Here is a 20,477-nt window from a genome sequence, read left to right on the forward strand (position 1 = left end):
ATCCGGATTAATACTTTCTCTGCCACTCCGCGTCGCTCATCAGGGTGTCTTTCTGCCCCATGAAGTAGCGGTAATAGGCGTCATAGGCCAGCACATTCTTCACATAACCGCGCGTTTCGGAGAACGGAATGCTCTCGATAAACGCCACCGCGTCGATGCGCCCGGCGCTGTTGCCAAGCCAGGTGCGCACACGCCCAGGCCCTGCGTTATACGCCGCCGAAGAGAAGATGCGGTTATTGCCGAACTGCTGATACACATACTGCAAGTAGCTGGTGCCGATGTTGATGTTGGTATCCGGATCCAGCAGCTGTGACGGGCTGCTGTAGCCTGGAATATTAAACATCTTCACCGTATGCGTGGCGGTCCCCGGCATAATTTGCATCAGGCCGCTGGCCCCCACCGGCGAGCGCACTTTCGGGTTCCAGGCACTCTCCTGACGAGCAATCGCCATCGCATAGCTCTGCGGGATATCTTTGCCGCTGGTGTAGCGATCAAACAGATCGTTGTAGGCCAGCGGGAAACGCTCTTCCAGATGATCCCACAGTTTTCCGGCGATCGTCGCCTGCACGCTCAGATCCCACCAGCGGTTATCAAAGGCATAACGCGCCAGCTGGGCTTTTTCGTCAGTCGTGCGGCTGGTCACCAGGTTGGCCCACTCGCTGCGCGCGGTGTTATCCATGCTCCAGTACATCAGCTCGCGCACGCGCGCCATTTCCGGTCCCTGCGTCAGGGCTGGATTGGCATTTGTCGGAGCTTTGTCGATCTTCAGCGTGTACTCTTCGCCAAGACGCTGCGCCGCCGCCATCGGATAGAAACCGCGCTGCTGCATTAGAGAGTGGAGGATCTCTTTCGCTTCGTCATCACGCCCGCGCTCCATCAGCAAATCGGCCTGCCAGTAACGCCACTCGTCTTTTTCTTTCGCATCCATCGGCAGGCGGGAGAGCCAGGTGTTTAAACCACGGCGATCGCCGGTGCCGAGCGCCATACGCACGCGGCGTTCAACCAGCGAGGTAGAGTTTGAGCGCATGATCGCATCGTCACGCCAGCGCGCCTGTTCGTCGGTCACATCGGTGCCCATCAGACGCCACGCGACGATATCGCGCAGCTCCTGGGTTTGATCGTCGTTGAGCTGCTGCGCCTGCACCAGCTGCGGGATCATCAGCCGTGCGTTTTCCACATCGTCACGCGCCACGCTGGTAAAAGCTACCGCCGCCATCTGGCGGGTGAAATCGGTCGCGCCCGTCGAGCGAGCAAACGTCAGCACAGAATTGGGATCGTTGGCGAGCTGGAGAACTGCTGTGGAAATGGTCTGGTAATCGGAGGGCATCTGCCCGGCCAGCGTGGTCACGAGACGCGTGTTGCCCGCTTTCATCGCCAGGCGAATACGTTCGAGATAGGCCAGCGGATCTTGCTGACCCGATGCGCGCCAGGCGCCAAACAGCGAGTCACAGGCGTTTGGCAGATTTTTGCCTGTCAGCCACAGATCTTTCGCCCCGCTCCAGGCTTCCTGCTGCTGCCCGGTCGCCCATTTGGCGTAATAGAAATTACACTGCGCTTCGGTAGTGCCCGGTTTTTCCGGGCTGAACGCCAGCAGACCGCGCCAGTCTTCACGACGCGCCAGCTCGTTCACAAATCGCGATTGCAGAGTGCGGGCGGGCGGTAGCGTCGGATTCGCCTGGATAAAATTCGCGACGGTGAGGGTCGGCTGGTTCATGAGATCGTCGGTGATCTGGCGGTATTCCAGATACGGATAGAGCGGATACTCTTTCAGCGTCGGCATCAGTGCCTGCACGGTATCCATCTGCTTACTGTCCCACGCCTGCTTGATTTGCGCATAGCGGTTACGCTGTTCATCCAGTGAATCGGCATGCGCTGCGTGGCTTATCGTCATCACGCATACGCTGGCAGCCAGCAGACGCCAGACCACCTGTTTGGCTTTTTCCACAAGCTCTTCCTCATTTTGTTGAATACCGTTGCGGCGTCGTGCCACATAAAAATGTAATGGATCTATGCTAACCAGGCATACCGCAACACGCCACGTTATGGACACTTTTTTACCTTTCTTGCGTGCTTTAACACTCCCGACGTTCCTGGCTGGGATTAGGCACTGAAAAAGGCTACACTTCGCAGCTGAATTCTATTTTCTTCACGATAAAAGAGGCGAAGTCCACGTGGCTCAATTCGTTTATACCATGCATCGTGTCGGCAAGGTCGTTCCGCCGAAACGTCATATTCTGAAAAATATCTCGCTGAGCTTCTTCCCGGGCGCAAAAATTGGTGTTCTGGGTCTCAACGGTGCCGGTAAGTCCACCCTGCTGCGCATTATGGCCGGCATCGATACAGACATCGAAGGTGAAGCTCGCCCGCAGCCTGGTCTCAAAATCGGTTACCTGCCGCAGGAGCCGAAGCTGAACCCGGAACACACCGTTCGCGAATCCATCGAAGAAGCCGTTTCTGAAGTTGTTAACGCACTGAAAGGCCTGGACGAGGTGTACGCGAAGTATGCTGAACCGGACGCTGACTTCGACAAACTGGCGGCGCAACAGGGTAAATTTGAAGAAATTATCCAGGCGCACGACGGTCACAACCTGAACGTCCAGCTGGAGCGTGCGGCCGATGCCCTGCGCCTGCCAGACTGGGACGCGAAAATCGAAAAACTGTCCGGTGGTGAACGCCGCCGCGTCGCGCTGTGCCGTCTGCTGCTGGAAAAGCCAGACATGCTGCTGCTCGACGAACCAACGAACCACCTGGATGCTGAATCCGTCGCCTGGCTGGAACGCTTCCTGCACGACTTCGAAGGGACCGTTGTGGCAATTACCCACGACCGTTACTTCCTTGATAACGTGGCAGGCTGGATCCTCGAGCTGGACCGCGGCGAAGGTATTCCGTGGGAAGGCAACTACTCCTCCTGGCTGGAGCAGAAAGATCAGCGTCTGGCGCAGGAAGCGTCTCAGGAAGCCGCTCGTCGTAAATCGATTGAGAAAGAGCTGGAGTGGGTTCGTCAGGGCGCTAAAGGCCGTCAGTCTAAGGGCAAAGCCCGTCTGGCACGCTTTGAAGAGCTGAACAACTCCGAATACCAGAAACGTAATGAAACCAACGAACTGTTTATTCCACCAGGCGCGCGTCTGGGGGATAAAGTCGTTGAAGTGAGTAATCTGCGTAAATCCTACGGCGATCGCCTGCTGATCGACGACCTGAGCTTCTCCGTGCCGAAAGGGGCGATTGTCGGGATCATCGGTCCGAACGGCGCCGGTAAATCAACCCTGTTCCGCATGATGTCTGGTCAGGAACAACCTGACAGCGGCACCATTACGCTGGGTGATACCGTGAAACTGGCCTCCGTTGACCAGTTCCGTGACGCAATGGACAACAGCAAAACCGTGTGGGAAGAAGTCTCCGGCGGGCAGGATATCATGCGTATCGGTAACACCGAGATGCCGAGCCGCGCCTACGTTGGCCGCTTCAACTTCAAAGGTGTGGATCAGGGTAAACGCGTCGGCGAGCTGTCCGGCGGTGAGCGTGGCCGTCTGCATCTGGCGAAACTGCTGCAGGTTGGCGGTAACGTACTGCTGCTCGATGAACCGACCAACGACCTGGATATCGAAACCCTGCGCGCGCTGGAAAACGCCATGCTGGAGTTCCCGGGCTGTGCGATGGTGATCTCGCACGACCGTTGGTTCCTGGACCGTATTGCCACCCACATTCTGGATTACCAGGACGAGGGTAAAGTGGAGTTCTTCGAAGGTAACTTTACCGAATACGAAGAGTACAAGAAACGCACGCTCGGCGCCGATGCGCTGGAGCCAAAACGTATCAAGTACAAGCGTATCTCCAAATAAGTGCCTGATTTGCCCGGCGGCGTTTTGCCTGCCGGGCAAACGAAAGAAAGCAGGCCGGGTAAGGCGTCATCGCCTCCCGGCATTCACACCCCAACGTAAAACCGCTTCACCTCATCAAACTGCATCGCAAACTGGATATAGCTCATCAGCGCAGGCGAATTCAGCTTCCGGCTCGGGTAGACCAGCCATAGCTCGTTGCCCTCCACGCGCCATTCTGGCAACACCGGCACCAGCGCCCCCTTCTCGATTTTATCTTCCAGCAAAAATGCGGGCAGCAGCGTGATTCCCGCCCCCGCAATGGCACTCTCCCTGGCGTAAACCAGGTTATCCGTCACATGCGCGTTGTCAGGCAGATGCCGATAATCCTCGTCGTTACGACGCAACAGCCACTCCGGCCAGGCTTTGTGAGTGATACAGCGGTGATCCACCAGCTGCCGTGGATGTTCCAGAGGAGCAAAGCGCGCCAGATAATCCGGCGAGGCCAGCAGGTAGCGCGGGCAGTTACCAATCATACGGCCAATCAACGAAGAGTCCTGCGGCTTACCGGTGCGCAGCGCGACGTCATAGCCAGACTCCACCAGATCCTGCACATCATCTGAAATACAGACATCGAGCGACACATCCGGATAACGGCGCTGAAACTCCGCATTCAGATGCGCCAGCAGCGTGGCACCAATCCCCGCCGGACTTGTGAGCCGCAGCCGACCGCCGGGATTATCGCGCAGACGCTGAATGGCGTATTCCGCGCGCTCGCTCGCCGCCAGCATCTCGCGGCAGTGCACCAGATAGTGCTCTCCGGCATAGGTTAAATTGAGTTTGCGGGTGGTGCGGTTCAGCAGGCGGATACCGACCTGCTGCTCAAGCTGGCTGATTCGCTGGCTGACGCTTGATTTTGGCAGGCTCGCTTTTTGCGCCGCCGCGGTAAAACTCCCCATCTCGGCCACCAGCGCAAACAGGGCCATATCCTGTAGCTGTTTAAACATGATTGTTCATCTCAAGCGAACACTTTGTTATTGATTGTCCATCTTATCACGCAACTGGTGACTTAATAGACTAGCCTCAACAAACGCATTCCATAAGGAGTTCACCATGTCCGTTAAAGCCATTGCCGTTAATCCAGACCAGCCTTCTGCTTTTATTGAGATCACGCAGCCCATGCCGCAGCCCGGCGAGCATGATTTGCTGGTTGAGGTGAAAGCCGTTTCTGTAAACCCGGTCGATACTAAAGTTCATGCCAGCCTGAGCAAAAACGGTCTGCAAGCGCCGCGTATTCTCGGCTGGGACGCCAGCGGAATTGTGAAGGCGGTCGGTGCGAGCGTTACGCAATTCAAAGCCGGTGACGAAGTGTGGTACGCAGGGGACATCACCCGTCCGGGCAGCAATGCCACGCACCAGCTGATTGATGCGCGCATCGTCGGCCACAAACCGCAAAACCTCGACTGGGCTGCCGCAGCGGCGCTGCCGTTAACCGCCCTGACGGCGTGGGAAGGATTGTTTGAACGGCTGAATATCCAGGACGCCGGATCGGACAAAACACTGCTGATCATCGGGGGCGCGGGCGGCGTCGGATCGCTGGCGATCCCCTTTGCCAAACACAACAGCCAGATCAAGGTGATCGCCACGGCGTCCCGGGAAGATTCGGCCCAGTGGTGCCGGGATCGCGGTGCGGATCTGGTGGTAAATTACCGCGACCTGCAAGGTGAACTGGCGAAGCACGACATTACCTTTGTGGATTACATTTTCATTCTTAACGATACCGACGGGCACTGGGCGGCGGTCAGCGAGCTGATTGCGCCGCAGGGGCATATTTGCACCATCGTTGAGAACGACCATCCGCTGGATCAAAGCAAGCTGAAGTCTAAATCTGCCGCGCTGCACTGGGAGTTCATGTATACCCGAAGCATGTATCAGACTGCGGACATGGCGCGTCAGGGTGAGATTCTGAATGAGGTCGCGAAGCTGGTCGAAAACGGTGTGGTGGAGAGTTCGTTGAGTGAGACGCTGCAGGGATTAAGCGTGGAGAGCATTAGCGAAGCGCACCGCAAAGTGCTGGACGGGCATATGCGCGGGAAGGTGGTAGTGCAGTTCTGAGGTCATTAACCTCTTTCTGACCCTCTCCCTTTCGGGAGAGGGATCGTTCGGAGCAGCGCTTTACGCCTGCTCCCCCATCAACGTCTTCACCAGCTCCACGCAGCGCAGGAAGCGGCCATCGTAGTCCGACTCCTCCACATGGACAAACTCCACGTTATTCTCACGCAGCATATCCACCAGCATGGTCTGGAACTCTTTGCGGTCGACGGAGCTGCCCAGGCTGCGCATCCCATCGGCGACCCACGGCGTATTGTTTTCCAGCAAAATCACCAGATCGAAGCGATACTCATCGATCAGCGCCTGAACAAACGGATGCTCACGGCCCTCGTACTTTTTACAGAACGCCTGAGTGGTCACGAAATCCGTATCTACAAACGCCACTTTGTTCGCGTATTTCACCGCGAAATCAATGTACTGCGCATGACCCAGCGCGATTTTGTCGTAATCGGAATACTGGAGCGCCATCTCATCGCCGCCCAGGTGTGAGAAGACGTAATCTCGCCCATACTCCCAGGCACTGGTGGTGTTGAAGATATTCGCCAGCTTGTTGACCAGCGTAGATTTACCGCTCGATTCACCGCCCAGAATCGCCACCGTGCGCACGAAGAACGGCTTCACTTCCGTTGGGATGTAATCCCAGTAGCGGAAGGGGTTTTCGCGGATTTGCGCGCCGCTGATGTTCATGAAGGTACGCTTAGGATCGATCAGCACTGTTTCCGTTCCGAGATGTTCGCGGAACTGCGGCGCATCGGACTCTTCAGAGGTATAGATCCAGTTCGGGGCTATCCCCTTCTCTTCCATAAAGGCTTTGATGCCGTTACTCCACACATCCCAGCCGTGCGGATACGGCTCCATGCCCTCTTCGTTAAAGGCATGAATACGAATGTTCTTTTGGTATTTGAACGTCTGCAGCAGCCAGCGCAGACGGTCTGAGACGGTCGGCTGCTGGGACATGGCGCTGTCTTCGAACAACGCGCGGTCACGCGTGTCATCGTAACCCATGATGATATGCAGCTCATCCACCTGGCTACAGGCGCGCTGAATCAGATAGATATGGCCGGTATGCAGCGGATAAAACTTGCCAAATACCACGCCGATATTCTTTTGCATGCGCGGAAATTCGAGGCCCAGAAAGCGGTGCAGCGCCTCAAGTTTTTGCGCGCTCGGGCTTTTGATTTTGGCATTCAGAAGCTGGCTTAAATAGCCCTTGGTCATCCCGCTGGCTTCCGCCACCTGCTGCAACGTACAGCCTTTCTGGCGGATCGCGGTTTTAAGATAGTCAAATGTTGACACAAGAGCCTCCTGCTAAGTGAGGCGGGTCAGCAAAACGCTCCCGCCAAAAAGATACGCACGTTAATATTATAAGTCGTCAAAGACGCTTAACGCATCCGACAGTTTTTTCACCGGGAAAATTTTCATCCCTTCCGGCACTTTTTTCGGTACGTTGGCAGCAGGGACAATGGCACGACGGAAACCGTGTTTCGCCGCTTCGGAGATACGCTCCTGGCCGCTCGGGACCGGGCGAATTTCTCCGGCCAGCCCCACTTCGCCAAACACCACCAGATCCTGCGGGAGCGGTCGGTTGCGCAGGCTGGAGACCATCGCCAGCAGCAGGGCCAGATCGGCACTGGTTTCTGTCACTTTCACGCCGCCCACCACGTTAACGAACACATCCTGATCCGCCATTTGCAGGCCGCCGTGACGGTGCAGCACCGCCAGCAGAATCGCCAAACGGTTTTGCTCAAGCCCGACCGCCACGCGACGAGGGTTGCCCATCATCGATTGATCCACCAGCGCCTGAATCTCCACCAGTAGCGGCCGCGTCCCTTCCCAGAGCACCATCACCGAGCTGCCGGCGGTCTCTTCGTCGCCACGGCTCAGGAAGATGGCCGATGGGTTGCTCACTTCGCGCAGCCCCTGTTCGGTCATGGCGAAAACGCCCAGCTCATTCACCGCACCAAAACGGTTTTTATGGCTGCGCAGGGTGCGGAAACGGGAATCCGCATCGCCGTCGAGCATCACGGAGCAGTCGATACAGTGCTCAAGCACTTTCGGACCGGCCAGGGAGCCGTCTTTGGTGACGTGGCCGACCATCACGATAGCCACACCGCGCGTCTTAGCAAAGCGCGTCAGATAGGCGGCGGTTTCACGCACCTGCGCCACGCTGCCCGGCGATGACTGAATATCCGCCATGTGCATGACCTGGATGGAGTCGATGACCATCAGCTTCGGCTGCTCTTCGTCAGCAATCATACAGATTTGCTCGATGCTGGTTTCCGACAGCATATTCAGATTGCCGGTCGGGAGACCGAGACGGTGCGCGCGCATCGCGACCTGTTGCAAAGACTCTTCACCGGTCACGTACAGGGTTTTCATCTGTTCCGCGAGTTTGCACAGCGTTTGCAGCAGCAGCGTCGATTTACCGGCGCCGGGGTTACCGCCGATCAGAATCGCGCTGCCCGGCACCACGCCGCCGCCCAGTACGCGGTCAAACTCTTTAAAACCGGTGGAAAAACGCGGCACTTCATCGAGGCTGATCTCGGAAAGTTTTTGTACCTTCGAGACGCCAGCGTTACCCGCATAGCCGCTAAGACGCTCGTTACGGGCCACGGTTGGCGAAGCGGCCACACGCACTTCGGTGATGGTGTTCCAGGCATGGCAGGCGCTGCACTGCCCCTGCCAGCGCGGATAATCCGCACCACATTCATTACAGACAAATGCGCGTTTTGGAGCTTTCGCCACGGTTTACCTCTTTATTTCTGATTCACGCTACCGGAGAGGATGCAGAACACCCCCATCAGATCGGCATGACGAATGGTGACTTCCGTCTTTTCGTTTACTTTTGGCTTGGCATGATAGGCAATGCCCAGCCCGGCCACTTTGATCATTGGCAGATCGTTCGCGCCGTCACCGATAGCGACGGTCTGCGTGACCGGAATTTCATATTTTTCCGCCAGACGCGTCAGGGTGTTGGCTTTGTACTGGGCATCCACGATATCGCCGATCACTTCGCCGGTCAGTTTACCGTCGCGGATCTCCAGTTCGTTCGCCACAACGGTGGTCAGTCGCAGTTTGTCGCGCAGGTAGTCCGCGAAGAAGGTGAAGCCGCCGGAGGCAATCGCCACTTTCCAGCCGAGGGTTTCCAGCTTCAGTACCAGTTGAGTGAGGCCCGGCATCAACGGGAGTTCATCACGCACCTGACGCAGGATGTTGGCATCGGCCCCTTTCAACGTGGCGACGCGCTGCTTCAGGCTGGCGGCAAAATCGAGTTCGCCGCGCATGGCGCGTTCGGTCACTTCCGCCACCATCTCGCCGCTACCGGCCAGTTTCGCGAGTTCGTCGATGCACTCGATCTGAATGGCGGTCGAATCCATATCCATCACCAGCAGTCCTGGCGTTTTCAGATGCGGGATTTTACCCAGCGGCGCCACATCCAGCCCGGCTTCGTGGGCCAGGCGGGTCGCGCGTTGTGTCAGCGATCCGGCCAGACGCAGCACCTGATAATCTTCCACGCACCAGGCCGCCACAATCACCATCGCCGCGCCGAGCTTGGTTTGGTATTGCGTCAGGCGTTGCTTATCCAGGCCACGGCCATACAGCAGCCAGCCGCTACGCCCCGCATGGTAGTCCAGAGGCATGACCTCGTCGCCACTTAATGAGAGCGGCAATCCTGGCCATAAAGAGACGTCATCGGTCAGGTCGCACCAGGTAATGTTCGGCATTGAAGCTCCTGTAAATTGGTTCGCGCCGGAAGGTTCCAGGGGGAAAATAACGCATGAGGCTACCCTGTAACCATCACTTCTGGCAACATTAAGCCGTAAATTTTCAGCAGGTGGAATATGGCTCGCGCAAAACTGAAATTCCGGCTTCATCGTGCAGTGATTGTCCTGTCCTGCCTCGCGCTTCTGGTGGCGCTGATGCAAGGGGCATCCTGGTTTAGCCAGAATCATCAACGACAACGTAATCCGCAGTTCGAAGAGCTGGCGCGAACCCTGGCGCGTCAGGTTACCCTGAGCGTTGCGCCCGCAATGCGCACCGAGACGCCGGACGATAAACGCATCGCCCAAATACTGCGTCAGATTACGGAAAACAGCCGTATTCTGGATGCGGGCGTCTACGACGAACAGGGCGATCTGATTGCCCGCGCCGGTGAGCACGTTGACGTGCGTGACCGTCTGGCGCTCGACGGCAAAAAGGCCGGCGGCTATTTCAATCAGCAAATTATCGAGCCGATTCAGGGCAAGAATGGCCCGCTGGGCTACCTGCGTCTGACCCTCGACACCCACACCCTGCCGACCGAAGCCAAGCAGGTGGATAACACCACGAATATTCTACGCCTGATGTTACTCCTTTCGCTGGCGATTGGCGTCGTGTTAACGCGCACGCTTTTGCAGGGCAAACGCACGCGCTGGCAGCAATCGCCTTTCCTGCTGACGGCCAGTAAATCGGTGCCGGAAGAGGAAGAGAGCGAGAAGAGGGATTAATGGTAAAGTGGGTGGACGATTCGGAAAGGAAATCTGCCATGACGACACTACGCCTGCTTATCTCTGACTCTTACGATCCCTGGTTCAACCTCGCGGTGGAAGAGTGCATCTTCCGCCAGATGCCTGCCACACAGCGCGTCCTGTTCCTGTGGCGCAACGCCGATACGGTAGTCATTGGCCGCGCGCAGAACCCGTGGAAAGAGTGCAACACCCGGCGCATGGAAGAGGATAACGTGCGTCTGGCCCGTCGCAGCAGCGGCGGCGGCGCGGTATTCCATGACCTCGGCAATACCTGCTTTACCTTTATGGCCGGGAAACCGGAATACGATAAAACCATCTCCACCGCGATTGTGCTCAATGCCCTGAACGCCCTCGGCGTGACGGCAGAAGCCTCCGGACGAAACGATCTGGTGGTCAAAACCCCTGAAGGCGACCGTAAAGTTTCCGGTTCGGCCTATCGCGAAACCAAAGATCGCGGTTTTCATCACGGCACTTTACTGCTTAACGCTGACTTGAGCCGTCTGGCGAACTATCTCAATCCCGACAAGAAAAAGCTGCAGGCCAAGGGGATTACCTCGGTGCGCGGTCGCGTGGCGAATCTGGTGGAGCTGCTGCCAGGCATTACCCATGAGCAGGTTTGCGCGGCAATTCGTGAGGCGTTTTTCGAACATTATGGCGAGCGCGTCGAGGCGGAAGTGATCTCCCCGGACAAAACGCCGGATTTGCCCAACTTCGCCGAAACCTTTGCCCGGCAAAGCAGCTGGGAGTGGAACTTCGGTCAGGCACCGGCGTTCTCGCATCTGCTGGACGAGCGTTTCACCTGGGGCGGCGTAGAGCTGCATTTCGACGTTGAACGGGGCATTATTACGCGCACGCAGGTGTTTACCGATAGCCTCAATCCGGCCCCGCTGGAAGCGCTGGCGGCCCGTTTGCAGGGATGTCTGTATCGCGCGGAGAGTCTGCAGCAAGCGTGTGACGCGCTGTTAGGCGAGTTCCCGGAGCAGGAAAAAGAGTTGCGGGAGTTGTCAGCGTGGATAGCGAAAGCAGTGCGGTGACAGAAAAGCCCGCAAGCGGGCTTTAACATTGCAGGCCGGGTAAGGCGGAGAAGCCACCCGGCAAACAGACTTACTCTTTATCGCCCAGCAGAACGGATTCCAGCGCGATTTTGATCATGTCGTTGAAGGTGGTCTGACGCTCAGCGGCAGTGGTCTGCTCGTGAGTACGGATGTGGTCTGACACGGTGCAGATGGTCAGCGCTTTCGCACCAAACTCAGCCGCTACGCCGTAGATGCCCGCCGCTTCCATTTCCACGCCCAGGATGCCGTATTTTTCCATCACGTCGAACATTTCGCCGCCGTCCGGTGCATAGAACAGGTCAGCAGAGAAGATATTACCAACGCGCGCATCAACGCCCAGCGCTTTCGCCGCGTCAACCGCGTTACGCACCATGCCGAAGTCAGCGATGGCTGCAAAGTCGTGGTCTTTGAAACGCATACGGTTGACTTTGGAATCGGTGCAAGCACCCATACCGATGACGACGTCACGCAGTTTCACGTCCATACGCACTGCACCACAAGAGCCGACGCGGATGATTTTCTTCACGCCGAAATCGGTGATCAGCTCTTTGGTGTAAATGGAGCAGGACGGGATACCCATACCGTGACCCATCACAGAGATTTTGCGGCCTTTGTAAGTACCTGTGAAGCCCAGCATGCCGCGCACGTTGTTCACTTCACGTACGTCTTCGAGGAAGGTTTCCGCAATGTGCTTCGCGCGCAGCGGGTCACCCGGCATCAACACTACGTCCGCGAAATCGCCCATTTCTGCATTAATGTGTGGGGTAGCCATCTTCAGATCCTTTTAAAATTGTCGTTTTGTCGGGTGGCGGCTGCGCCTGACCCGACCTACTAAATCGTAGGCCCGGCGAGCGCAGTGCTGCCGGGCATGCGCATCACAGCATGTTTTTGCCGTAGTCCATTGGCGAAGTACCGAAGTAGCTCGCAATGGTCTGGCCGATATCCGCGAAGGTTTCGCGGTGGCCCAGCGATCCTGGTTTCACTTTCGGTCCGTACACCAGCACAGGAATGTGCTCGCGGGTGTGGTCGGTACCGGTCCAGGTTGGGTCGCAGCCGTGGTCAGCGGTGAGGATGATGATGTCATCTTCCCCCACCAGCTCCAGCAGCTCTGGCAGACGGCGGTCGAACAGTTCCAGACCGGCAGCATAACCGGCGACGTCGCGACGGTGGCCCCAGGAGGAGTCGAAGTCTACGAAGTTGGTGAAGACAATAGTCTTGTCGCCCGCTTCTTTCATCTCTTTGATGGTGGCGTCGAACAGCGCGTCCAGACCGGTGGCTTTCACTTTTTTGGTGATGCCGCAGTTGGCGTAGATGTCTGCGATTTTACCGACAGAAACCACTTCGCCCGCTTTCTCATCGACCAGTTTCTGCAACACGGTCGGTGCTGGCGGTTCTACGGCCAGATCGTGACGGTTGCCGGTACGCTGGAAGTTGCCCGGTTTGTCGCCGATAAACGGACGAGCAATCACGCGGCCAATGTTGTAGCCGCCTTCGGTCAGCTCTTCACGCGCGATTTCGCACAGCTCGTACAGACGATCCAGGCCGAAGGTCTCTTCGTGGCAGGCAATCTGGAACACGGAGTCAGCGGAAGTATAGAAAATCGGCTTGCCGGTTTTCATGTGCTCTTCGCCGAGCTGATCCAGAATCACCGTACCAGAGGAGTGGCAGTTACCGAGGTAACCCGGCAGATTGCCGCGCTCAACCAGCTTGTCCAGCAGCTTCTGCGGGAAGCTGTTTTCGTGATCGGAGAAGTAGCCCCAGTCGAACAGAACCGGTACACCGGCAATTTCCCAGTGACCAGACGGGGTGTCTTTACCTGAGGAAAGCTCGTGCGCCCAGGCGTATGCGCCGATCACTTCTGCGTTAGCGTCCATACCGGCCGCCACTTTACCAGTCGAACCTTCATGCGCTTTCACCAGACCCAGGCGGGTCAGGTTTGGCAGAGTCAGTGGGCCCTGACGGCCATTGTTCGCTTCGCCTTTCGCACACGCTTCTGCGATATGGCCCATGGTGTCGGAACCGACATCACCAAAGCGGTCTGCATCTTCTGTAGCGCCGATGCCGAATGAGTCCAGCACCATAATAAATGCACGTTTCATATGTTCTCCGTACTTATGTGCTTCAAAAATTCATAAAAAACCGATCAGATCAGTATACCGCTATTCGGTGATACGACGATAGACGGTTGGTGTGGTTTCGGGAGCTGTGTCGTCAAGTTTAATGGCCGCTTTTACCGCTTTCGCCGCTTCCTGCCAGCTGGCTTCGTCTTTGGCATGGATGACCGCCAGCGGACGCTGCCCGTCAACGCTGTCACCCAGACGGGTCATATCGGTAAAGCCGACGCTGTAATCAATCGTGTCCGATGCCTGACGGCGTCCGCCGCCCATCGATACCACGGCCATGCCCAGCGCACGGGTGTCCATGGCGGAGACAAAACCTTCCGCATCGGCGTAAACCGCTTTGCTGAGCGTCGCGGTCGGCAGGTATTTCGCGTAGTTTTCGACGAAATCGGTTGGGCCTTTTTGCGCAGCCACCATGCGACCGAAGATCTCTGCCGCTTTGCCGTTATCCAGCACCGCCTGCAGTTTCGCGCGCGCGTCGGCGTCGTCTTTGGCGAGCTTACCGGAGATCAGCATCTCAACGCACAGCGCCATAGTGACGTCGAACAGACGCGGATTGCGGTATTCGCCGGTCAGGAACTGCACGGCTTCGCGCACTTCGACGGCGTTACCCGCGCTGGAAGCCAGCACCTGGTTCATGTCGGTGAGCAGCGCCGTTGTGCGCACGCCTGCACCGTTGGAGACGCCCACGATCGCTTCGGCCAGTGCCGCAGAGAGTTCATAGGTTGGCATAAACGCGCCGCTACCCACTTTCACATCCATCACCAGGGCATCCAGACCTTCTGCCAGCTTTTTGGCGAGGATCGAGGCGGTGATCAGCGGAATGGAATCCACTGTCGCGGTGATATCGCGGGTGGCGTAAAAACGTTTATCTGCCGGCGCGAGAGAGCTGGTCTGGCCGATAATCGCCACACCAACGTCTTTAATAATTTCGCGGAAGCGCTGGTCATCCGGGAAGATATCGAAGCCCGGAATGGCTTCCAGTTTGTCGAGCGTACCGCCCGTATGCCCCAGGCCGCGCCCGGAGATCATCGGGATATAGCCCCCACATGCGGCGACCATTGGGCCAAGCATCAGGGAAGTGACATCGCCCACGCCGCCCGTGGAGTGTTTATCCACAATCGGGCCGTTGAGGTTAAGGCTTTTCCAGTCCAGAACGGTTCCTGAATCCCGCATCGCCATGGTCAGCGAGACACGTTCCGGCATCGCCATATCGTGGAAGAAAATGGTCATCGCCAGGGCGGCAATCTGCCCTTCAGAGATGGTGTTGTCACGAATACCGTTGATAAAGAAGCGGATCTCTTCGTCGCTTAATGCATGACCATCACGTTTTTTACGAATAATTTCTTGTGCGAGAAACACGGTAACCCCCGGGGAATCAGGTTAAATGCGGCGGTAAACCCGCCGCGATAATAATATTACTCTACATAATTCGAGCTGCCGGAGGGCGGCAAGAAAGTGCCCCCCAGGCGCCTACACAAGTAAGAGACTGGGGTGAAAGTGCAGCCTGATTATGACGAGTAATTAGTAGCTGCTGGCGCTCTTACCGTCGCCGTGACCCAGCGCTTTCAGCAGGCTTGCCAGCAGGCTGGATGCGCCGAAGCGGTAGTGGCGGGAATCCGCCCAGTCGGCGCCAAACAGATCGTCAGCGATGGCCAGAAACTGCTGCGCGTCCTCTGCAGTACGCACGCCGCCGGCAGGTTTGAAACCAACGGTTTTAGACACGCCCATGTCGCGAATCACTTCCATCATGATGCGAGCGCTTTCTGGCGTTGCGTTGACCGGCACTTTACCGGTAGAGGTTTTAATGAAATCCGCACCCGCTTTGATGGAGATTTCAGATGCTTTACGAATCAGCGCTTCTTCTTTCAGCTCGCCCGTTTCGATAATCACTTTCAGCAGCACGTTAGCCGCCGCACAAGCGTCTTTACAGGCTTTCACCAGGTCAAAACCGACCTGCTCGTTGCCGGCGATCAGCGCACGGTACGGGAACACCACGTCAACTTCATCAGCACCGTAGGCAATCGCCGCGCGGGTTTCAGCCAGCGCAATGTCGATGTCGTCATTGCCGTGCGGGAAGTTGGTGACGGTTGCGATACGCACGTCAGGCGTGCCCTGCGCGTTCAGCGTCTTACGTGCAATCGGGATAAAACGCGGATAGATGCAGATGGCAGCGGTATTGCCCACTGGCGTTTTCGCCTGATGGCACAATGCGATCACTTTTTCATTGGTGTCGTCATCGTTCAGGGTGGTCAGGTCCATCAGTTTCAACGCGCGCAGGCTGCTTGCGGTTAAATCGGTCATAACATTCTCCAACGGCTTAGCCGTATAAATTTTCACCGTGCGGGTCTGTGAGTATTCTAACATTCACCCGCATTCACACTTCGACATTCATCACAGTTAATGAAAACTGCATACAAATTTGCATTACTGTAATGAGATCAACTTCAAACTTTAGTCCTCAGGCTGCTGGCTAAAACAGCAATCACCCGCGTCGGATCAAATGGCTTCGCATGATGAGTTCCTACAATCTGCCCATCAACCGCAGAATAAAAGGAAGCGAACATGTCCACCTCCGGTCTCGATGCTTTGCAACAACGTTGCCAGCAAATTGTGACAAGCCCGGTACTGACAGCCGAGCAAAAACGTCATTTCCTGGCGCTGGAAGCGGAAAACAATCTGCCCTACCCCGCGCTGTCACAGGCCGCGCGTGCGGCACTGGACGAGGGTTTCATCTGCGATATGTTTGAAGGCCATGCGCCCTTCAAACCGCGCTACGTTCTGCCGGACTACGCTAAATTCCTGGCAAACGGCTCAGAGTGGTTAGAGCTGGAAGGGGCGAAAGATCTCGATGACGCCCTGTCGTTACTCACTATTCTCTACCACCATGTTCCATCCGTCACATCGATGCCGGTGTTTCTCGGCCATCTCGACGCGTTGCTGCAACCATATGTTAGAATTCTAACACAAGAAGAAATTGATAGCCGAATAAAACGTTTCTGGCGTTATCTCGACAGAACCCTGCCAGACGCGTTTATGCACGCCAACATCGGCCCTGCGGATACCCCAGTCACCCGCGCTATTCTACGCGCCGATGCAGAGCTGAAGCAGGTCGCACCGAATCTCACCTTTATTTACGACCCGGAAATCACCCCTGATGATTTGCTGCTGAGCGTGGCAAAAAATATTTGCGAATGCAGTAAACCGCATATTTCCAACGGTCCGGTGAATGATAAAATTTTCACAAAAGGCCGTTATGGCGTGGTGAGTTGTTACAACTCCCTGCCGCTGGCGGGCGGTGGCAGCACCCTGGTTCGCCTCAACCTCAAGGCTATCGCCGAGAGCAGTGAATCAGTGGACGATTTCTTTACCCGCACGCTACCGCACTACTGCCAGCAGCAGATCGCGATTATCGATGCACGCTGTGATTTCCTGTATGAGCAATCCGGCTTCTTTGAGAATAGCTTCCTGGTAAAAGAGGGGCTGATTGATGCGGATCGTTTTGTGCCGATGTTTGGCATGTACGGTCTGGCCGAAGCGGTGAATACCCTGTGCGAGAAAGCCGGGCTGAACGCGCGTTACGGCAAGGATGAGCAGGCCAATGCGCTGGGCTACCGCATTAGCGAACAGCTTGCGGAATTTGTCGAAAATACGCCGGTGAAACACGGCTGGAAGCAGCGCGCCATGCTGCATGCCCAGTCCGGAATCAGCTCTGACGCGGGTACTACGCCGGGTGCGCGTCTGCCGTATGGCGATGAGCCGGATCCAATTAGCCATCTGCTGGCCGTCGCGCCGCATCACAAACATTATCATTCAGGCATCAGTGATATTCTGACGCTGGACGAAACCATCAAGCGTAACCCGCAGGCCGTGGTTCAGCTGTGTCTTGGGGCGTTTAACGCCGGGATGCGCGAATTCACGGCCAACGTGGCCGGGAACGATCTGGTGCGTGTGACCGGGTATATGGTGCGCCTGTCGGATCTGGAAAAATACCGCGCGGAAGGCTCTCGTACCAACACCACCTGGCTTGGCGAAGAGGCCGCACGCAATACACGTATCCTTGAACGTCAGCCGCGCGTGATAAGCCATGAACAGCAGATGCGCTTTAGTTAGTCAGGTTATCCCCTTCTCCTGCGTGGACGGGCCGGGCAGCCGCCTGGCGCTGTTCCTGCAGGGCTGTAACCTGCGCTGCAAAACCTGCCACAACCCGTGGACCATTGGCCGCTGCAACGATTGCGGCGACTGCGTGCTTCACTGCCCGCACGATGCCCTGAACATTCAGGCCGGGCGCGTCTGGTGGCAGGAGAGTATCTGTCAAAGATGCGACACCTGTTTGCACGTCTGCCCGCAACAGGCCACCCCGATGGCGCAGCGTTTCAGCGTAGAGGAAATCCTCGGGCAGATTCGCTACGTCGCACCCTTTATTGAAGGGATAACCGTCAGCGGCGGCGAAGCCACTACCCAGCTGCCGTTTGTGGTGGCGCTGTTTCGCGCCATCAAAGCGGACGCGTCACTGAAGCATTTAACCTGTCTGGTAGACAGCAACGGGCTGCTGAGTGAAACCGGCTGGCAAAAGCTGCTGCCGTTTTTTGATGGCGCCATGCTGGATCTGAAAGCCTGGAACAACGAGCATCACCGTTTCCTGACCGGGCGCGAAAACCCGCAGATTAAAGACAGCATTCGCTGGCTGGCGCACCATCAGCGTTTAACGGAACTGAGGCTGCTGGTGATCCCGGATCATTGTGATTATCTGAAACATCTGGAGTCGCTGATCGCCTTTATTCTCTCCCTCGGCGATGTGCCTGTCAGGATCAACGCTTTTCACGCCCACGGGGTGTACGGCGAGGCGGCCAGCTGGCGCAGCGCCACGGCAGAGGATGTTGAACCCCTGGCCTGTGCGCTGGAGAAACAGAGGATAACGGTGATCCGCCCGGCGCTCTATTTATAGGGTGATGCCAAACAGATCTTCGGTGTTTTGCAGCAGCGCATCGGCGAGGGTTTCTGCCGGCTCAGCACGTAATTCACACAGCGTCGTAAAGACATGCGCCGCCTGCTCCGGGCGATTCGGCTGGCCCTGAAAACCATTCAGTGGCATGTCCGGCGCGTCAGTTTCCAGCAGCAGGGATGACAGGGGCAACTGCGCCATCACGTCGCGGGTTTTACTGGCGCGCGGATAGGTAATCGTGCCGCCGACGCCAATTTTGTAGCCCAGCTCGATAAAACGTTGCGCCTGTTGAAGGCTTCCGGAAAAACCGTGCACCACGCCGGTTCGCGGTAGATCGGCGCGTTTGAGATGCATCGCCAGTTTGTCGTGAGTGCGTCTCGAGTGGAGGATCACCGGCAGATCGTGACGTTTAGCCAGTTTTAGCTGCGCATCCAAAAGCGCCTGCTGGCGATCGAATTGCGGATCGTCGCGATAGAGATCAAGACCGATCTCACCGATCGCCACCAGCTTTTTTCCGGCGGTGAGAATACAGGCTTCCAGCTGGTCCAGATGCGCATCCTGATGCGTTTCCACCACAATGGGATGCAGACCCAGCGCGGCGTAGAGTGCCGTGTGGCTGCGGGCCAAATCGAGCACCCGTTCAAAATTTGCCGCTTCAATGGCAGGCACGATAATCGCCTGCACACCCGCCTTCGCTGCCTGCGCAATACTTTGCGCTTCGTTGCCGGTAAACGGCGGAAAATCAAAGTGGCAATGGGTGTCGACAAAGCGAAAAGTCACGCCAGATCCTCGTTATCAAAGGTCGTATCGTTCGCCTGCGGGGCATCCACCAGCGGCATCGTCAGGGCGTCGTTTGCCACAATCGCCGGTGGCGTGATGATGCGCTTATGCCGATAAATAGGCGGACTTTCGGCCAGCAGTTTCCCCACCGTTGCCAGGAAATAGCGAGCGCACAGACGCCCGGTTTTATAGTCATCGCGCAGCGCAGGTATGCGGCTGCCCAGCGCCATGCTGTTAAGGGGTTTCGGCGGGTAGATTTCAAAGATTTTCAGCTTGCCCGGCGGTTTTTCGATAAACCGCTGCATTGCGCTGTAGCTGGTTTCATGCTGATGAGCGATGTTCACCAGCGGCTGCAGGCTACTGTCCCCCAGCCATTTTTCCATGCGCTTAAACCACTGCGGGGTGTAGTACATCTGCGACGGCACGGTGCGGATCACCACGATAGTTTGCGCACCACGGCGGGCGGCTTCCTGGACGGGGACGGCGTCGCTGATCCCACCGTCCAGATAGTTGATGCCGTCGAGGGCCGCTGCGGTCCGGTAGAAGCCAGGAATCGCGCTGGATGCACGCAGAATATCCAGCCAGTTCTCTTTTTGCGGTGAGAAGTAGCCCGGCGTGTAGTCATCGCCCCGGCTGGCGCACATCCAGAACTCTTTTCCCGTATCAAAAAGGCGAGAAGCGGTGTCCATCGCCAGCGGCATCTGGCTGGAAGTGGAGTCTAAGAGCCAGTCCAGATCGATGAGATTTCCGCCGCGTACAAAGCGCAGCGGATTAAAGAAATCGCGAGAAGTGGTGTAGCGCATGATCACTTTGCGGGCGTAACCGGGCTGATTACAGACGTAGGCAGAGAGGTTTTGCGCCCCGGCGGACGTGCCAAAGAAGAGATCGAAGGGGTTAAATTGCGCGCGCATGAATTCATCCAGCACCCCGGCCGTGAAGATGCCTCGCTGCCCACCGCCTTCGCATACCAGCGCCAGCCGGCCGACGCGAAAGGGTTTTAACGCCAACGGCGCGATATTGCCGAGCGTAACCGGAATTCTCTGCCCCACTGCTACACCTGTTTTTCATTCTTCTGTTATTACACAGTAGCGCAAACTGCCCCTATGACTCAAACCAGAAAAAGCCAGTCGCAAGGACTGGCT

17 protein-coding genes are annotated in these 20,477 nt (G+C 57.0%); 6 read left to right on the forward strand and 11 right to left on the reverse strand.

Annotated elements, in window-relative coordinates; all coding sequences use genetic code 11:
• Positions 1 to 7: 7 nt before the first annotated feature.
• Complete coding sequence (sltY, locus tag DAI21_RS01195) at positions 8 to 1,945, reverse strand: murein transglycosylase (RefSeq protein ID WP_102104552.1); 1,938 nt, start codon at positions 1,943 to 1,945, stop codon at positions 8 to 10.
• A gap of 226 nt (positions 1,946 to 2,171) precedes the next feature.
• On the opposite strand from sltY, the gene ettA reads away from it, so the two are divergent.
• On the forward strand, positions 2,172 to 3,839 hold the full coding sequence (gene ettA / locus DAI21_RS01200; RefSeq protein ID WP_100777722.1) for an energy-dependent translational throttle protein EttA: 1,668 nt from the start codon (positions 2,172 to 2,174) through the stop codon (positions 3,837 to 3,839).
• A gap of 83 nt (positions 3,840 to 3,922) precedes the next feature.
• Here the strand turns inward: ettA and DAI21_RS01205 are convergent, their stop codons facing one another.
• On the reverse strand, positions 3,923 to 4,822 hold the full coding sequence (locus DAI21_RS01205; RefSeq protein ID WP_107702299.1) for a LysR family transcriptional regulator: 900 nt from the start codon (positions 4,820 to 4,822) through the stop codon (positions 3,923 to 3,925).
• Between the two features lie 106 nt (positions 4,823 to 4,928).
• Here DAI21_RS01205 and DAI21_RS01210 point away from each other — a divergent pair, with 106 nt between their 5' ends.
• Positions 4,929 to 5,930: a zinc-binding alcohol dehydrogenase family protein gene (locus DAI21_RS01210; RefSeq protein ID WP_107702300.1), complete on the forward strand. Its 1,002-nt coding sequence runs from the start codon at positions 4,929 to 4,931 to the stop codon at positions 5,928 to 5,930.
• Between the two features lie 60 nt (positions 5,931 to 5,990).
• Here the strand turns inward: DAI21_RS01210 and nadR are convergent, their stop codons facing one another.
• The 3 genes from nadR to serB form a co-directional block, all read right to left on the reverse strand.
• The gene (gene nadR, locus DAI21_RS01215) at positions 5,991 to 7,223 is read right to left on the reverse strand and encodes a multifunctional transcriptional regulator/nicotinamide-nucleotide adenylyltransferase/ribosylnicotinamide kinase NadR (RefSeq protein WP_100777725.1); all 1,233 of its coding nucleotides are present in this window, start codon (positions 7,221 to 7,223) and stop codon (positions 5,991 to 5,993) included.
• A 66-nt stretch (positions 7,224 to 7,289) separates the two neighbouring features.
• Positions 7,290 to 8,672, reverse strand: coding sequence for a DNA repair protein RadA (gene radA, locus DAI21_RS01220; RefSeq protein WP_100777726.1), 1,383 nt, complete (start codon positions 8,670 to 8,672; stop codon positions 7,290 to 7,292).
• 11 nt (positions 8,673 to 8,683) lie between these two features.
• A complete protein-coding gene (gene serB, locus DAI21_RS01225) occupies positions 8,684 to 9,652 on the reverse strand; it encodes a phosphoserine phosphatase (RefSeq protein WP_100777727.1) in 969 nt (322 codons plus the stop codon).
• A 117-nt stretch (positions 9,653 to 9,769) separates the two neighbouring features.
• Here serB and DAI21_RS01230 point away from each other — a divergent pair, with 117 nt between their 5' ends.
• Positions 9,770 to 10,414, forward strand: a complete 645-nt coding sequence (locus DAI21_RS01230; RefSeq protein ID WP_107702301.1) for a YtjB family periplasmic protein — start codon at positions 9,770 to 9,772, stop codon at positions 10,412 to 10,414.
• 38 nt (positions 10,415 to 10,452) lie between these two features.
• Positions 10,453 to 11,469 carry a lipoate--protein ligase LplA gene (gene lplA / locus DAI21_RS01235; RefSeq protein WP_100777729.1) on the forward strand — a complete coding sequence of 339 codons (1,017 nt, stop codon included), beginning with the start codon at positions 10,453 to 10,455 and terminating at the stop codon, positions 11,467 to 11,469.
• A gap of 70 nt (positions 11,470 to 11,539) precedes the next feature.
• Here lplA and deoD read toward each other — a convergent pair whose 3' ends face one another.
• The 4 genes from deoD to deoC form a co-directional block, all read right to left on the reverse strand.
• Positions 11,540 to 12,262: a purine-nucleoside phosphorylase gene (gene deoD / locus DAI21_RS01240; RefSeq protein WP_100777730.1), complete on the reverse strand. Its 723-nt coding sequence runs from the start codon at positions 12,260 to 12,262 to the stop codon at positions 11,540 to 11,542.
• Between the two features lie 103 nt (positions 12,263 to 12,365).
• The gene (deoB, locus tag DAI21_RS01245) at positions 12,366 to 13,589 is read right to left on the reverse strand and encodes a phosphopentomutase (protein WP_100777731.1); all 1,224 of its coding nucleotides are present in this window, start codon (positions 13,587 to 13,589) and stop codon (positions 12,366 to 12,368) included.
• Positions 13,590 to 13,649: 60 nt separating this feature from the next.
• Positions 13,650 to 14,972: a thymidine phosphorylase gene (gene deoA, locus DAI21_RS01250; RefSeq protein WP_102104548.1), complete on the reverse strand. Its 1,323-nt coding sequence runs from the start codon at positions 14,970 to 14,972 to the stop codon at positions 13,650 to 13,652.
• 162 nt (positions 14,973 to 15,134) lie between these two features.
• Positions 15,135 to 15,914: a deoxyribose-phosphate aldolase gene (gene deoC, locus DAI21_RS01255; RefSeq protein ID WP_103947176.1), complete on the reverse strand. Its 780-nt coding sequence runs from the start codon at positions 15,912 to 15,914 to the stop codon at positions 15,135 to 15,137.
• A gap of 261 nt (positions 15,915 to 16,175) precedes the next feature.
• Here deoC and DAI21_RS01260 point away from each other — a divergent pair, with 261 nt between their 5' ends.
• The gene (locus DAI21_RS01260) at positions 16,176 to 17,723 is read left to right on the forward strand and encodes a YjjI family glycine radical enzyme (protein ID WP_102104547.1); all 1,548 of its coding nucleotides are present in this window, start codon (positions 16,176 to 16,178) and stop codon (positions 17,721 to 17,723) included.
• The gene (locus tag DAI21_RS01265) at positions 17,698 to 18,558 is read left to right on the forward strand and encodes a YjjW family glycine radical enzyme activase (RefSeq protein WP_107702302.1); all 861 of its coding nucleotides are present in this window, start codon (positions 17,698 to 17,700) and stop codon (positions 18,556 to 18,558) included. Before DAI21_RS01260 ends, DAI21_RS01265 begins: the two co-directional genes overlap by 26 nt.
• On the opposite strand, the gene DAI21_RS01270 is transcribed toward DAI21_RS01265, so the two are convergent.
• Entirely contained in the window at positions 18,553 to 19,335 is a 783-nt protein-coding gene (locus DAI21_RS01270) for a TatD family hydrolase (protein ID WP_107702303.1), read from the reverse strand. The genes DAI21_RS01265 and DAI21_RS01270 overlap by 6 nt on opposite strands.
• Entirely contained in the window at positions 19,332 to 20,384 is a 1,053-nt protein-coding gene (locus DAI21_RS01275; RefSeq protein ID WP_107702304.1) for a patatin family protein, read from the reverse strand. Before DAI21_RS01275 ends, DAI21_RS01270 begins: the two co-directional genes overlap by 4 nt.
• Positions 20,385 to 20,477 lie beyond the last annotated feature (93 nt).

Origin of the sequence: Lelliottia sp. WB101 (assembly GCF_003051885.1) — a bacterium.
Classification (GTDB): domain Bacteria; phylum Pseudomonadota; class Gammaproteobacteria; order Enterobacterales; family Enterobacteriaceae; genus Enterobacter; species Enterobacter nimipressuralis.

What these genes read in the sequence shown, in the direction of transcription:
- deoD (WP_100777730.1), bottom strand. Translation starts at nt 12,262, where the DNA reads ATGGCTACCCCACACATTAATGCAGAAATGGGCGATTTCGCGGACGTA.
- serB (WP_100777727.1), bottom strand. Translation starts at nt 9,652, where the DNA reads ATGCCGAACATTACCTGGTGCGACCTGACCGATGACGTCTCTTTATGG.
- DAI21_RS01230 (WP_107702301.1), top strand. Translation starts at nt 9,770, where the DNA reads ATGGCTCGCGCAAAACTGAAATTCCGGCTTCATCGTGCAGTGATTGTC.
- DAI21_RS01265 (WP_107702302.1), top strand. Translation starts at nt 17,698, where the DNA reads ATGAACAGCAGATGCGCTTTAGTTAGTCAGGTTATCCCCTTCTCCTGC.
- DAI21_RS01260 (WP_102104547.1), top strand. Translation starts at nt 16,176, where the DNA reads ATGTCCACCTCCGGTCTCGATGCTTTGCAACAACGTTGCCAGCAAATT.
- deoC (WP_103947176.1), bottom strand. Translation starts at nt 15,914, where the DNA reads ATGACCGATTTAACCGCAAGCAGCCTGCGCGCGTTGAAACTGATGGAC.
- DAI21_RS01205 (WP_107702299.1), bottom strand. Translation starts at nt 4,822, where the DNA reads ATGTTTAAACAGCTACAGGATATGGCCCTGTTTGCGCTGGTGGCCGAG.
- deoB (WP_100777731.1), bottom strand. Translation starts at nt 13,589, where the DNA reads ATGAAACGTGCATTTATTATGGTGCTGGACTCATTCGGCATCGGCGCT.
- lplA (WP_100777729.1), top strand. Translation starts at nt 10,453, where the DNA reads ATGACGACACTACGCCTGCTTATCTCTGACTCTTACGATCCCTGGTTC.
- DAI21_RS01210 (WP_107702300.1), top strand. Translation starts at nt 4,929, where the DNA reads ATGTCCGTTAAAGCCATTGCCGTTAATCCAGACCAGCCTTCTGCTTTT.